We start from the raw sequence: 14453 nt of genomic DNA, 5'->3' as shown, positions 1-14453 counted from the left end.
GCTGCTCAGCACGAGACCCACCCGGCACCATGGAACGGGCACACGTCGTGCCGGGGAACGACCTTCGGATCGGGGAGCCATGGCTGGTGCACCACACGAGCCGCTCGGCTTCGCCGAAGTCACCAAGGCCCTCCGCGGCGAACGGGGCACCGGCGACGCCCGGGCCGGCCCGCCGGCGCAGCGGGCCTCCGGGCCGCAGCAGCTCCCCATGGCGCCCCCGTGGTGCATCGGCCGGGAGCGGGAATGGACCGAGCTGACCACCATCCTCGTCGACGGCGACGCCGCCGGCGGGCCGCCGCTCGCCGTCGTCGAGGGCATCGCGGGGGTCGGCAAGACGACGCTGGCCCTGCGGTGGGCCCACCGCCACGCGGCGTACTTCACCGACGGGCAGCTCTACGCCGACCTGCGGGGCTTCGACCCGCACGCGGCGCCCGCACGTCCGGAAACGATCCTGCGCGGCTTCCTGCTGGCCCTGCGCACCGACCCGAACGTCTTTCCGCCGGATCTGGACACGGCCGCCGCGCTCTACCGCAGTTCGGTGGCTTCCAGGCGGATGCTGATCTTCCTCGACAACGCTTGGGACGCGGACCAGGTGCTGCCCCTGCTTCCCGGAGCGGATTCGTGCGCGGTCGTCGTGACGGCTCGCCGTCACCTGCCCGCCCTGCGCCTCCGGGGCGCGACGAGCTTGCGGCTCGCGCCGCTTTCCCCGGCCGGGGCACGGCAGTTGCTGAGCCGCCAGCTTTCCGAGGATCTGCTCGAAGCCGACTTCCCGGCGACGGCCGCCGTGATCCGGCGCTGCGGCGGTCTGCCACTGGCACTGGCGCTCGTCGCGTCGCGCATCGCCGACAACCCGAGCTTCCCGATGTCGATCCTCGCCGACGAACTCCGTGAGGAGTCCACGATGCTCGACGCGTTCAACGCGGGCGACGACGCCTCGGACGTCCGAGCCGTGCTGTCGTGGTCGGTGGCCTCCCTCGGTGAAGCCACCGCACGGACGTTCCGGCTGCTCGGCCTCACCCCGCTCGCCGAATTCAGCACGGTCACCATCGCCTGCCTGCTGGATCGTCCCCTCGTGGAGGTGGAGAAGCACCTGCGGTCGCTGGAGACCGCCAACCTGGTCCAGCGGTACCAGCCCCACCGCTTTCGCGTGCACGACCTGGTGCGCGCCTACGCGACCGAGCTCCTGCACACGCAGGAGACCGCCCGGTACCGCGAAGAAGCACTCCACCGGGTGGTCGATTTCCACGCGGCTGCCGCGCGCGCCGCCGACCTCCTGCTCTACCCCCACCGGATCGCGCCTTCGCCGCCGCGCCCGCCCAGCGGCACCGAGCGCGCCTTGCCGAAGGACGAGCAGGCGGCGCTGAACTGGTTCGACGAGGAACACCAGACGTTGCTGACCGTGCAGAGGACGGCCATGGACGCACTGTGGCACGAAGCGGCCTGGCACATGTCCCACGGGCTGGACACCTACCAGTACCGGCGCGGCTACTCGCAGGAGAACGTGGCGACCTCGCAAATCGGCCTCGCGGCCGCCGAAGCCACGGGATCGCCGCGGCTGCGGGCGTCGGCCTTGCGGCAGCTCGGACGAGCGCACACCCGGGCGGGTGAGCTGCCGCAGGCCGAAGCCGCCCTTCTGGAGGCCCTGGCGGTCGAGACGAGGGCCGGCTCCGCGACGGGACAGGCGCACGCACACCACGATCTGCAACGGGTCTATTCGCTGCTCGGCCGGCACCGTTCCGCCCTCGACCACGCCACCTCGGCGCTCGAGCTCTACCGCCTCGAGGGGAATCCCGTCGGCGAGGCCCACTCGTTGAACGCCCAGGGACGGCAACACGCCCAGCTGCGGAACTTCGCGGCCGCCGAGACCTGCTGCCGCACAGCGCTGGAGCTCCACACCGAAAACGACAACCCGAGCGGCCGGGTCGCCACCCTCGAATCCCTGGGGTACATCGCCCTCCAGACCCGGCGCCCACGCGAAGCCGCCACCTTGTACTCCGACGCACTGGCCCTCGCGGACGAATTCCGCAACCACTTCGCCCGCGCCGAGCTCAACGAAAACCTCGCCACCGCGCTGGAGGAACTGGGGGAGCACGAAGCAGCTTCGCGGGCGCTGCACACGGCGTACGAGCTGTACGCCGCGCAGAACCGCCGTCACGACGCCGACCGGGTGCGCGCGAGGCTCGCCCCGGACCGGGACGGGACTTGAGCCCCGCCACCACCGTGCACGGACCCGGCGTCCACGTTCAGCCGACCGCCTTCAGGATGTCGCGCCACTCCCCCCGCACCGTCCGGCGCCGCCGGACGCAGTCGTCGACCCGACGGCGCCGTTCGGCCACCGCTCGCAGGCGGAGCCCGGGGTCCTGGCAGAGCTTCTCCAGGTAGCGGACGTCCCGCGGGGTCAGGCCGGAGGCGCCGGGATCGAGCGTGACGAGCATCCACCGGCTCAGGTCGGCGAGCCGCGGCATCGGCACGCGATCGAACACCTTGAACGCCTCTTCGGCGAGCTTCGCCGCCTTCGCCGGTGCCGTGTGCCGGCGGATCCGGGCCAGCACCAGGTGCGCCCGCCCGACCAGGCCCGAGAACGCGGCCGACCCGCCCGGCTGCGCCGTGAGCGTCCGGACGACTCGATCGGCCAGGTCACCCGCGCGCTGGACGGCACCCCGGGCGGCGGCGATCTCCGCGCGCAGCAACAGCAGCTCGTGGTGGATCGGCAGCCCCGCCACGCTCAGCTGCCGCGCCGCCTTCTCCGCGAGCCGGTCCGCCGCTCTCAGCGAGCGCGCTTCGCCGAGCATCTGGTACCGGCTCCACCGGACGTACGCGTGCACGTGGTGGCAAGCGCCGATGCGGCCGCTGCGGTCACCTTGCCGCCGCAGCAGCTTGACCGCCTTCTTGACGCTTTCCCCGGCGACCCGGAGGTGCTCCGCGCGCTGCCGGCCTGGCGCGTCTTCGGCCAGCTCCCGGTGCACGTGCCCCAGGCAGGCGTAACCGAGCGCCGCGGTGGAGTCGTCGCCGGCCTCCTCCGCGATGCCGACGGCCTCCTGCACGACCTTGGCCGCCAGCCCGAACTCCCGGCGCCGCCGCAGCAACCAGGCCGGACCCACGATGAGGGCTCTGGCCTTCCCGCCGGGCCCGTGCGGACCGGCGGGCATCATGTGCAGCACCGCGACACACCGATCGGCGACCTCCTGCATCAGCCGGTCGCCCACAGAACCGCGGATGACGTTCTCCACGGCGGGGAACGTGCCGACGAACTCACCGGGATCGACCGGCGTGGTGGCCAGGCAGCGCAGCCACTCACGAACGAGGTCGGGGCCCGGAGCGTCCGGGCGCTCCACCGATTCGAGGTCACTGACGATGTCGGGCAGTTTTCGCGGTGGCGGCGGTGGAGCCGGCGCGGCCGACTCGACGTGCCGGATCCGCCGGACGATCTCCTCAACCCCCTCTCGGAGGTCCTTCCCGAGCCTGCTGATCGGGATGCCCGCCAGGATGCCGGGTGCCGACTCCGCCACGAAGTCCCGGTCCGCGACGGGGATGATCGGGCAGTGGGTCGACCGCACGTGGTCGTAGAACTTCTGGATGATCAGAAAGCTCTCGAACCTGACCCCGCGGTGTGCGGAACACTCTGCGGTACGGCCGAAGTACTCCACGAAATCGGCGGAAAGAACGCAGATGACCACGCTTTCGGCGATCGCCTTGGCCATCCAGGCCCCCTGCGAGACCACGTTCTGTTCCTTGAGATCGCGGTCCCAGATCACCGTGATGCCGTGACTGCGCAACATCGACACGAGCGCACCGGCCAGCGCTCTGCCCCGCTCGTCATGCGCGTAAGCGACGAATACCGGCACGAGCCACACTCCTCGAATCCACAGTGATCGACAAGGAGCGGACGGGACGGCCGGCGGGCCATCCCGTCCAGTCCACCCTCAGCCGGCGCTCGGCCAGTGGAGCACCATTTTCTGCACGTCGACCGGCCCGTCCAGGTACCCGTTGACCCGCATCAGGTCGGCCACCTTCTGGATTTCGGCCGGATCGACCGTCTCGGGAAACGTCGCGATGCGGACGTCGTCCACGTGCGCCGGGTCCACGCCGAGGTACCGGATCAGCACCGAATCCCGGTTGTCGCGCTTCTGCACGTCCCGCGTCCCGCGCGCCAGTGCGCGCTGGAACTCCTGGATGACCTTCGCCTGGCTTTCCGCCTGCTGTTCGGTGACGAACCAGCCGGACAGCGGCAGAAAGGCGGTGCGGCCCAGCGTCACGTCGAGCACCGGCACGGCACCGGCCCCCTGCTCCGCCTGCGTCACGTAGGGCTCCGCCATGACGGCACCGTCGATGTCGCCTCGCTTCAGCGCGCCGAGCATGTCGTCCATGGACATCGCCACCCAGACGACCGACTTCGCGTCGACGTCGGCGTCACGCAGCGCCAGCGTGGTGCCGATGTCCGAGATCGAGCCCGTCGCGGTCACCGCGATGCGCTTGCCCGGCGCCTCACGCGCGTGGGTCAGCGGGCCGTCGGGGAGCCCCATCAGCATGAGGTGGCTGTTGCGAGCCGTGTAGGCCGCCGCGACGATCTTGAGGTCGGCTATCCCGCTCGCCTGCGCCCTCAGGGCGCCGGGGTAGCTGGTGAAGGCGATGTCGATCTTCTTCTCCGCCAGCTCCCTGATGGCGTCGGGCCCGCCGTGGAACTTCTCGATCTCGACGTCGATGTGCTCGTCCTTGAAATAGCCCTGGTCGAGCGCGCGGTAAAAAGGAGCGGTGTCCACGACGTTCAGCAGTCCGATCCGGAGTTTGGCCGCCTCGCCGACTCCTTCACCGGGGCCGCCCGACCGGGACGACCGCAGGACGCCGTAACAGATCCCCGCCACCAGGAGGAGCACCGCCGCGGCGACGGCGATCACCAGGGGCCGGCGTTTCCGCCGCGCGGCACCGAAAGCCGGGGCGGGTGCCCGTGCGAACTCGGCCGCCTCGTCCAGGTGGTCCCGGCCCTCGACGATCGAAACGAACGAGGAATCGCGGCTTCGCGTCCCCGCGAAGAGCCCTTCCAGGAATTCGCGCTGGCGGGCCGGGTCGTTCCTGGCGTACGACGCCTGGAACATCGCTTCCCCGAGCTCGGCAAGCCGGCCCTCGAGATCGTCCGCGGATCCGGCATCCATCGTCTTGGATCGCCACCACGAAATTCTCACTTCGCACTCCCCTTCCACAAACCACCCAACGAAAAATCAGGCCGGGCCGGGCGGGCCGTCCCCCAGCAGCCGGCGGAGTTCCGCCAGCGCCCGCTCGACCCGGCGCCGCACCACATCCCGGCCGACCCGGAGGACGCGCGCCGCCTGCACCACGGACAGCTCGTCGAGGTAGACGAGCATCAGCGGCTCTCGCAACTCGGGCTCGAGCCGCCCGATGGCCGCCAGCAGGTCGAGGAACCGATCCCGGTCCGGCAGCGGCCCGAAGGCCGCCCCGCTGACGAGACCCGCGATGTCTTCGGTGTACAGCGGCCGCTTCTTCTTGATCGCGTCCTTCACCACGTTGGAAGCGATGGCGATCGCCATCGCTTCCAGTTCCCGGACCGCGGTTCCCGGTCCGCGGATCCGCTCCCAGAGCCGCTCGATCACCGCGTCGGCTATTTCGTCGCAGTCGAGCCAGCCGGCGCGGTACCTGGCGAACCGGTGCACTCTCGCCCGCAACACCGGATACATTTTCTCGAACTTTTTTTCGAGGGAAGTTCTCCCCCTTGCGACCCGTCTTTCGTCGACCACGCTCGGATTGCCTTTCACCATTCACCAGACTTTCCACTGCCGTCGGCCAGCGGCGACGAAGTCGCCGTGCGCTGGTCGCCGACAGTTTCCCCGTCGGCCAGGAGAACCGGCTAGGTCAAATCCTGGACAAATCCACGCCAACGAAGGCAATCACCCGACATTCACTCCCGGTCCGGAACAGCCGCACACCAGGAAGTCGACCGGCGAAGATCAACTGCGCGAACCTGCGCCACGGTTCACTCGAACGGTGGATAATTCCGAAATCAACGGAAGTGTCCGGCCACGACAGCGAGCGCCTGCACGAATCCCGTGCAGGCGCTCGCCGTCCGGCAACTATCCGGAACCCGCTCCTCAGCCGGCCGTGCAGCTGACCGCGGGGGTGGTTCCCGTGCTTCCGCTCGCCAGGAAGCCGAACGTGGCCGACGCGCCCGCGTTCAACGTTCCGTTCCAGGTCGCGTTGCGGGCCGTCACCGCCGTCCCGTCCTGGGCGACCGTGGCGTTCCACGCCTGGCTGACCTGCCGGCCGCCGTCGAAGGTGAACGTTGCCGTCCAGGCCGAGGTCGGTGCCGACGTGCCGTTGCGGACGCTCACCTCACCCTGGAAGCCGCCGGTCCACTGGCCGGTCACCCGGTAGGTCGCGGTGCACGAGCCACCGGGTGCGGGGGTGGTGCTCGTCGGCGTGGTCGACGAAGGCGGAACCGGCGTGCCGAGGGCCGCCGCCACCGCCGGGTACCACCGGTCGGCCATCTTCTGGAAGCCCGAGTCGATCGGGTGCACGCCGTCGGAGGTGTCCGCCGCCGCCGAGAAGCCCGTCCACTGGTCCACCACGGTGATCGGCGACCGCGCGGTCGTCTTCGCGGCCGCCCAGCCCGGGATGGCGTGGTCCAGCGCGACCACCCCTTGCGCGCAGCCGGTGCAGCCGCTCGGCTCCATCGGGATGATCTGCGCGACGATGATCTTCATGTCCGGGTTGCTCGCCCGCATCTGGTCGACCAGCTTCGAGTACGCGGCGAGGATCGCGTCGGTGCCGATCGTGCCGCCCCACAGGTCGTTCGTGCCGAGGTGCATCAGCACGATGTCGGGCTTGGCCGCCGCCAGCCACGGCGGCAGCTGGTTCTGGTCCGCGATCCCGGTCGCCGCGTAGCCGCCGTGCCCTTCACTGTCCCCGTCGAACGGAACCGAGCAACCGCCGCCGGGCTGCGAGCCCACGAAGTCGATGTTCGTGTACCCGGTGCGCTGCAGGCGGTCCCAGAGCAGGGCCCGCCAGCAGCCGGGGCCGGCGGTGATCGAGTCACCCAGCGGCATGATCCGCACCGGGGCGGCGGCCGAGACGGCCGGCTGCGCCAGCGTGACACCCAGCACCGCGACGACGGCCGCGATCAGCGCGGACAGCCGCTTCGGCATCCCGGCACCCTTCACGGCTTGACGGCCAGCAAGTGGGCCCGGAAGCCCTCACCGAACGTCTTGGTCGGCGTGCCGTTGAAGTCCTCGATCAGCACGTTGCCGCCGCTGCAGCCCCAGGGGTTCCACGTCCAGGCGGTGTACCCGAGGTTGTGCGCGTCCAGCCAGGCCATCACCTGGTCGATGTAGTCGTGGGCGCAGCTGTTCTGGCCGATTTCCCCGGCCTGCACCGGCACCTGCGCGGCGACCGTCCCGATCTGACTGTCCCAGCAGGACACCGTGATGCAGGCGTTGAAGTTGTAGGAGTGCCAGGACGCCATCAGGTTGCCCGCCGGGTCGGTGGGACGGTAGGTCAGCCACTGCGTCAGGTCGTTGGTCCAGGTCAGGCCGCCGGTCATCAGCACGTTCTGCGCGCCGGTCGCGCGGACGGCGTCGACGAGTTCCTGCATCCCCGCAACGGTGTAGCCGATCCCGGTGCAGGTGCCGCCGTCGCGCAAGCACCGCCACGCGGCGGCCGCGTCGGACCAGTTGTTGGCCGCGTCCGGGTAGGGCTCGTTGAACAGGTCGAACACCGCGGCGTTGTCACCCTTGAACGCGGTGGCCACCTGGGTCCAGAAGGTGGGGGTGTACTGCCGGTCCGGCATCGGCTTCTGGCAGGTCGCGGTGGCGTCGGTGCAGGCCGAACTGGTGCCGGTGTACTGGCCGTGCGTCCAGTGCAGGTCCAGGATCGGGTTGATCCCGTTGGCCTCCAACAGCTTCGCGTAGTCCTTGACGGCCTGCTGGTAGGGAGCGCCGCTGGGCGTGCCGGACAGGCCGAGCCAGCAGTCCTCGTTCAGCGGGATCCGCACCGCGTGGATGTTCCAGGCCTTCATCGCGTCGACCGAAGCCTGGTCGACCGGGCCGCTGTCCCACACGCCCTTGCCCTGCACGCAGGCGAACTCGCCGCTGGAGCGGTTGACGCCGAGCAGCCGGTAGGTCCGCCCGTCGGCGGTCAGCAGCTTGTTGCCCGAAACGTGCAACGCGGGCGCCGGGCCGGGCGGGGGTGGCGTGGTGGTGGTGGTGGTGGTGGGCGTTGTCGGTGTGGTGGGCGTCGTCGGGAGCGTGCTGGGCGTCGTGGCCGTGGTCGGCGGCGTTCCGGTGCACGCGGCGCCGTTGACCGCGAAGTCGGTGGGCGTGGCGTTGGTGCCGCTGTAGGAGAAGTTCGCGCCGACGGTGACGGAACCGTTGGCGGGGATGGTGCCGTTCCAGCTCGCGTTGGTCACGGTGACCTTCTTGCCGGACTGCGTCCACGTCCCGCTCCAGCCTTGCTGGAGCGTCTGGTTGCCGGCGTAGGAGTAGGTCAGCGTCCAGCCGTTGGCCGCCGCCGAGCCGACGTTGGCGATCCCGAGCGCGAGGCTGAAACCGCTTCCCCAATCGTTGGCCGAGTAGGTGACGCGGCAGGCGAACGCCGCGCTGGACTCATTCGCCGAGGACACCGCCGTCGTCGACGTGACGACCCCCGCGGCGGCCGCGAGCCCCGCAACCGCAAGGACGACAGAACGTTTTCCGGCTCTTACCCACATCGGCACTCCCTTGTGCACACTGACGTCGGCCACGGGGCGACAGTTCTGGGAGCGTTCCCAGACGCCCGCCCACACCGTCGCTTCCCGGCCCGGGGTTGTCAATCACCAACGGCGGGAAACCGGCCGATTCGGGCGAACAGCGTCCGGTGCGTTCGCCCATCGACCGCAGACGGCTCCCCCGGCCGGAGGCAGCCCGCCACGGTCAGCGACGAGTCGAATATTCGACGAAGATCTCGTCGAGGACGCGACGCGCCTCCACGGCCTCCTCGTCGGTGCGGCCCACGGTCCGGGCGCAGGCGGCGAGCGTCTTCCACAGCGCCCAGCCGCGCCCGCGCGCCCACGTCTGTTCGTCGACGGCCAGGCGCTCGCGAAACGCCCGCCGGCCGTCGGCGGTCAGCAGCGTCCAGGCGATGGCCGTGTCACAGGCCGGGTCGCCGACACCGCAGGTCCCGAAGTCGATGACGGCCGCCAGTTCCCCGGCGTCGAGCAGCAGGTTTCCCGCGGCGACGTCGCCGTGGAACCAGACGTCGCGGCCGTCCCGGCGCGCGTCCAGTGCGGTCGTCCAGATTTCGCGGGCCAAGCCGGCGTCGACGTGACCGTCCAGTGCCGTGAGGGCGCGCCGGGCCAGGTCGTCGTAGGTGCGCAGGCTCGCGCCCCGGAACCAGTTGTGCTTACCCGGCTGGGGACCACCGCGGGCATCGACGTTCTGCAAGGCGGCCAGGAAGCCGGCCAGATCGGTGGCGAAGCGGACGGGGTCGGAAAGACGATCCCGGCTCGCGGGTTCGCCGTCGAGCCGGCGGTGAATCGACCACGGGAAAGGGTAATCGGCGCCGGGATTCCCCCTGGCCAGCGGAACGGGGATGGGCAGTGGCAACCGGGGCGCGAGCGCGGGAAGCCAACGCTGTTCTTTGTCGACCGCCAGAGCGTATTCGGCGGCGCTGGGCAACCGCGCCAGCATGGTGTCACCGAGATGGAAGGTGAAGTTGTCCCACCCGCCCGCCGGCACGGGCCGGACCGCGAGCGCGGCCCATTGCGGAAACTGCTCGTCGACCAGCCGGCGCACCAGTTCCGCGTCGACGGTGATGCGCCGGGGCGCGGGACCGAGATCCGGTGTGCTGCCCAAAGTGACGTCCTTGCCTGATCAGGGACCTCGAGTAAACGTCGCGCGGCATCCCGGCGCAATCGACTATTCGTCCCGCCGCTTCGCATATGCCGGCGATAACCGGCGCTGCCTAGGCTCCGGGAATGCGCGCTGCTCGTGGCAGACGAGCCCCACCCGGCCGAAGCCGTCCGTGCCGGTCTCCGGCGGGCAGTGCTCCGCTCGTGAACAGGCGCCCCGGGCTCAGCGCGCGGCTGAAACTGACGATCAGCTACGCCGCGCTCCTGCTGCTCGCCGGAGCTGTCCTGCTGGCCGTGGTGTGGGTGTCCCTGCTGCGGTACGTGCCCGACAACGATCAGGGCCTGCTCGGGATCGCCCCCAACCGCTACCTCCTCGTGCGCATGTTCGCCCCCGCCGCGGCCACCGCGCTGGCCTTCCTCTTCGTGTTCGGCGTCCTGGGCGGCTGGCTCCTCGCCGGCCGGATGCTCGCCCCGCTGACCCGGATCGGGGACGCGGCGCGGCTGGCCGCGAGCGGCTCCCTGTCGCACCGGGTCCGCCTGGGCGGCCCCGCCGACGAATTCCGCGAACTCGCCGACGTGTTCGACACGATGCTCGAACGACTCGAATCGCACGTCGGCGAGCAGCAACGGTTCGCCACGAACGCTTCGCACGAACTGCGCACTCCGCTGGCCATTTCGCAGGCCATCCTCGACGTCGCCCGCACCGACCCCAGCTACGAACGCGGCGAACTCATCGAACGCCTCCGCACGGTCAACACCCGGGCGATCGACCTCACCGAGGCCCTCCTGCTCCTCAGCCGCAGCGACCGCCGGAACTTCACCCGCGCACCCGTCGACCTCTCCCTCATCGCCGAAGAAGCCGCCGAAACGCTGTTGCCCCTGGCCGAACAGCGCCGGATCACGCTCGACGTCACCGGCGAGCCCGCCCCCGCGGCCGGTTCCGCGGCGCTGCTCCTGCGCATGGTGACGAACCTCGTCCAGAACGCGATCGTCCACAACCTGCCGACGGGCGGCACCGTCCGGGTCCACACCGAGCGGCGGCGCTACGCGAGTGTGCTGTGGGTCGAGAACACCGGGCTCCCGCTCCGGCCGGAACTGGTCCCGACGCTCACCGAGCCCTTCCAGCGGGGAACGGAACGCGTGCGCACGGACGAGCACGCGGGCGTCGGCCTCGGACTGGCGATCGTGCACAGCGTCGTCCGGGCCCACGACGGGATGCTCGAGCTGGCTCCCCGCCCGGCCGGCGGCCTCGTCGCCACCATCCGCCTCCCGGCCCGCCGGTAGGACCGTCGCCAAGAATTTCGGGATCGATTCAGTAAATTCTGCTAGCCTCGCCACGTCTCGCGGCTCACCGTGGCGCCGCCCCCGTTAGGCGAACTCACCGAGGAGCGCAATGACTGCCATCGTCCGGGTCAAGGGCCGCGAAGTGCTGGACAGCCGGGGCAACCCGACCGTCGAGGTCGACGTCGAACTGGCGGACGGTTCGCTCGGCCGGGCCGCGGTGCCCTCGGGCGCCTCCACCGGCACCAAGGAAGCGGTCGAGCTGCGTGACGGGGACGAGACGCGGTTCCACGGCAAGGGCGTGCGCAAGGCCGTCGACGCGGTCAACACCGAGATCGCCGAGGCGGTCGTGGGCCTGGACGCCGAGGCGCAGGCGACGGTCGACCGCGCGCTGATCGAGCTGGACGGCACCGCGAACAAGGCCCGCCTCGGCGCGAACGCCACCCTGGGTGTCTCGCTCGCCGTGGTCAAGGCGGCCGCGGCCGCCAACCGGCTGCCGCTGTACCGGTACGTCGGCGGCGTGTTCGCGCACCTGCTGCCGATGCCGATGATGAACATCATCAACGGTGGCGCGCACGCCGACAACCCGATCGACTTCCAGGAGTTCATGATCGGCCCGCTCGGCGCGAAGACGTTCGCCGAGGCGGTGCGGATGGGCTCCGAGGTGTTCCACACGCTGCGCAAGTCGCTCCACGACGCCGGGCACAGCACCAACGTCGGCGACGAAGGCGGGTTCGCGCCCAACCTCAGCTCGGCCGACGAGGCCCTGGAGTTCGTGCTGCGGGCCATCGAGCGGTCCGGTTACACCCCCGGCGAGGACATCGCCCTGCTGCTCGACCCGGCCGCGTCGGAGTTCTACACCGGCGAGGTCTACGACTACACGGGCGAAGGCCGCAAGCGGAGCATCGAGGAGCACGTCGCCTACCTCGCCGAGCTCACCACCCGCTACCCGATCGTTTCGATCGAGGACGGTGTCGCCCAGGACGACTTCACCGGGTGGAAGCAGCTCACCGACACCATCGGCGAGCGCGTCCAGCTCGTCGGCGACGACGTCTTCTGCACCAACGTGAACCTGCTGAACGACGGCATCGAACGCGGCATCGCGAACTCGATCCTGGTCAAGGTCAACCAGATCGGCACCCTGACCGAGACGCTGACCACCGTCGAAACGGCGCACAAGGCGGGCTACTCCGTGGTCATGTCCCACCGCTCCGGCGAGACCGAGGACACCACGATCGCCGACCTCGCGGTCGCCACCAACTGCGGCCAGATCAAGACCGGCTCGCTGTCCCGCGCCGACCGCACCGCCAAGTACAACCAGCTCATCCGCATCGAAGAGGAGCTCGGCTCCGAGGCACGCTACGCGGGCGCAAGCACGATCCGGGGCCGCCGCTGAACCGACGGCTCCGCCACACGTGAACGGGGAGGAACCCCAGCCGGTGACGGCTGACGTTCCTCCCCGGGACAGGTGCCGGTCAGGTGCCGGCTAGCGCTGCAGCGTCAGGACACCCGGGCGCCACGGCAGCTGGTCGTACGGACCGCTGGCGTTGGGCGCCTTGCCCTGGTAGAGCAACTGCAGGTTGCAGGGGTCGACGGTCATGGTCTGGTCCGGGTTGGTGCGGACCAGGTCACCGTGGCTGATGTCGTTGGTCCACGTGGCGCCGCTGTTGGCCTTGCCCGCGAAGGGGTTGCTTTCGCTGGCTGCCTGCGGGGTCCACGAACCACTCAGGCTGTTCGAGGTGAACGACCGGAAGTACCGCCCGTTCGCGCCCATCGCCTCGACGATCATCAGGTACTGGTTCTGGCCCTGGATCTTGTAGACCTGGACCGCCTCGAACAAGTTGGCCTGGGAGTCGCTCATGATCGTCGTGTAGTTCGAGCCGAAGCTGCCCGGGAAGTTCCCGATCGGCATGCTCGCCCGGTAGATCTTGCCGTTGTCACCGGCGAAGAACAGGTACATGTTCGAGCCGTCGGCGATCAGGGTCTGGTCGATCGGGCCCGTGCCGGAACCGGAGATGCTGCCCGTGAACAGCGGCTGCGGCGAGGACCACCCGTTGGGGTTGGTGGGGTCGCTCGAGGTGCGGTAGATGAACGGCCACGCACCCCACTGGTAGGCCAGCACCCAGATGTTCTTCGGCGCGAAGTAGAACAGCGTGGGCGCCACCGTGCCCTGGTTCATCCCGGTCTGGCCGGCCGAAGCCATGTCGGACCAGTTGGTGAACGGGGTGAAGGCCATCGAGCCGTACGACGATCCCGAGACGTTCGACGCGTAGACGAGGTGCTTGCCGTTGTAGACGACGTTGGTGAAGTCCTTGAGCGAGACCCACCCGTTCTTGGGCTGCGCCAGCGCGCCGGTCGACGACCAGCGGTACGACGACGGGAGTGAGCAGCCGTTGCCGGTGGTGGTCGTGGTCGGCGTCGTGGTCGGTGTCGTGGGCGACAGGCCCGTCCACTTCTGGTTGCTGCCGCCGTTGCACGTCCAGATCTCCACCGCGGTGCCGTTGGCCGTGCCGGCGCCGGTGACATCCAGGCACAGCCCGGACTGGACCCCGACCACCGTGCCGTCGGCGTTCACCCGCCATTGCTGGTTGGCCCCACCGTGACAGGTCCAGATCTGCACCCGGGTACCGGCGGCGGTCGCGCTGCCGGGCACGTCCAGGCACTTGCCGCCGAACACCTGCAGGAGGCCGGCGTCCGTGGCGGTCCACTGCTGGCCCGCACCGCCGGAGCAGTCATAGATCTGCACGGAGGTCCCATCGGCCTGGTTGGCGTTCGGCACATCCAGGCACCGGCTCGAGCCGACACCGTGCAGCGCGCCGGTGACGTCGGCCAGGGCCGCATCGGTTCCCAGCGTCACGCCCACCGCCAACGCCGTCGCGACAGCGGCGAGCACGGCGATCAGTGATCGGCTCCTGCGGCTGGTACTTCCTCTGTTCATGGCGACCTACTCCCAGTCAGCTCCGACTGTTACCGCTAACATGCGTCGCGTCAGCCTGGACTTCCGGGAGAAGAGTTGTCAATCCACGCACCGAGCCACCCGGGAACCCGACGCCGGACCGCGCGACCTTGGCACCTCAAGGCCACCAGGGTAAGTCCACAAAGGACAACTGGGTCGTGAAAGTTACATACGCAGGAGTGCGGAGCACGCCGCGTCAGGCGGCCGGCGCGGGGCCGAGCAGCACGAACGCGGACACCCGGAACCGGCCATCCGGCGGCTGGAAGTCCACGGTCATCTCGACCTCCCGGCCCTGAGCAAGGACGGCCCGGCTTCCCGACGATCCGGTCTTCTCCCGCAGCCCTGCCCCGCGGCCGGCGCTCCATCACCAGCCGTACGTCGACC

General features: G+C 70.0%; 10 protein-coding genes. 3 read left to right on the top strand and 7 right to left on the bottom strand.

Annotated elements, in window-relative coordinates; genetic code table 11:
* Positions 1–79: 79 nt before the first annotated feature.
* Positions 80–2206 (top strand): tetratricopeptide repeat protein, encoded by a 2127-nt coding sequence (locus AB0F15_RS35400; protein ID WP_360280240.1) that lies wholly within the window; start codon positions 80–82, stop codon positions 2204–2206.
* A gap of 37 nt (positions 2207–2243) precedes the next feature.
* Here the strand turns inward: AB0F15_RS35400 and AB0F15_RS35395 are convergent, their stop codons facing one another.
* From AB0F15_RS35395 to AB0F15_RS35370, 6 genes are all read right to left on the bottom strand, one after another.
* Positions 2244–3845: a hypothetical protein gene (locus AB0F15_RS35395; protein ID WP_360280237.1), complete on the bottom strand. Its 1602-nt coding sequence runs from the start codon at positions 3843–3845 to the stop codon at positions 2244–2246.
* A gap of 78 nt (positions 3846–3923) precedes the next feature.
* Positions 3924–5150, bottom strand: a complete 1227-nt coding sequence (locus AB0F15_RS35390; protein ID WP_360280234.1) for an ABC transporter substrate-binding protein — start codon at positions 5148–5150, stop codon at positions 3924–3926.
* Positions 5151–5216: 66 nt separating this feature from the next.
* Entirely contained in the window at positions 5217–5690 is a 474-nt protein-coding gene (locus tag AB0F15_RS35385; RefSeq protein ID WP_360280231.1) for a sigma factor-like helix-turn-helix DNA-binding protein, read from the bottom strand.
* A gap of 411 nt (positions 5691–6101) precedes the next feature.
* Positions 6102–7154: a cellulose binding domain-containing protein gene (locus AB0F15_RS35380; RefSeq protein ID WP_360280229.1), complete on the bottom strand. Its 1053-nt coding sequence runs from the start codon at positions 7152–7154 to the stop codon at positions 6102–6104.
* Positions 7155–7165: 11 nt separating this feature from the next.
* Entirely contained in the window at positions 7166–8713 is a 1548-nt protein-coding gene (locus tag AB0F15_RS35375; protein ID WP_360280226.1) for a cellulase family glycosylhydrolase, read from the bottom strand.
* Between the two features lie 202 nt (positions 8714–8915).
* Positions 8916–9836 carry an aminoglycoside phosphotransferase family protein gene (locus AB0F15_RS35370; RefSeq protein ID WP_360280223.1) on the bottom strand — a complete coding sequence of 307 codons (921 nt, stop codon included), beginning with the start codon at positions 9834–9836 and terminating at the stop codon, positions 8916–8918.
* Between the two features lie 200 nt (positions 9837–10036).
* Between AB0F15_RS35370 and AB0F15_RS35365 the strand changes: the two genes are divergently transcribed.
* Both AB0F15_RS35365 and eno read left to right on the top strand, forming a co-directional pair.
* Entirely contained in the window at positions 10037–11116 is a 1080-nt protein-coding gene (locus AB0F15_RS35365) for a HAMP domain-containing sensor histidine kinase (RefSeq protein ID WP_360280221.1), read from the top strand.
* Between the two features lie 109 nt (positions 11117–11225).
* Positions 11226–12509: a phosphopyruvate hydratase gene (eno, locus tag AB0F15_RS35360; protein ID WP_360280218.1), complete on the top strand. Its 1284-nt coding sequence runs from the start codon at positions 11226–11228 to the stop codon at positions 12507–12509.
* Between the two features lie 90 nt (positions 12510–12599).
* Here the strand turns inward: eno and AB0F15_RS35355 are convergent, their stop codons facing one another.
* Complete coding sequence (locus AB0F15_RS35355; protein WP_360280215.1) at positions 12600–14051, bottom strand: non-reducing end alpha-L-arabinofuranosidase family hydrolase; 1452 nt, start codon at positions 14049–14051, stop codon at positions 12600–12602.
* Positions 14052–14453: the final 402 nt, after the last annotated feature.

The organism is Amycolatopsis sp. NPDC026612, assembly GCF_040638285.1.
In the GTDB taxonomy this organism is placed as follows: Bacteria; Actinomycetota; Actinomycetes; order Mycobacteriales; family Pseudonocardiaceae; genus Amycolatopsis.
This window is presented reverse-complemented; position numbering and strand designations above follow the sequence as displayed.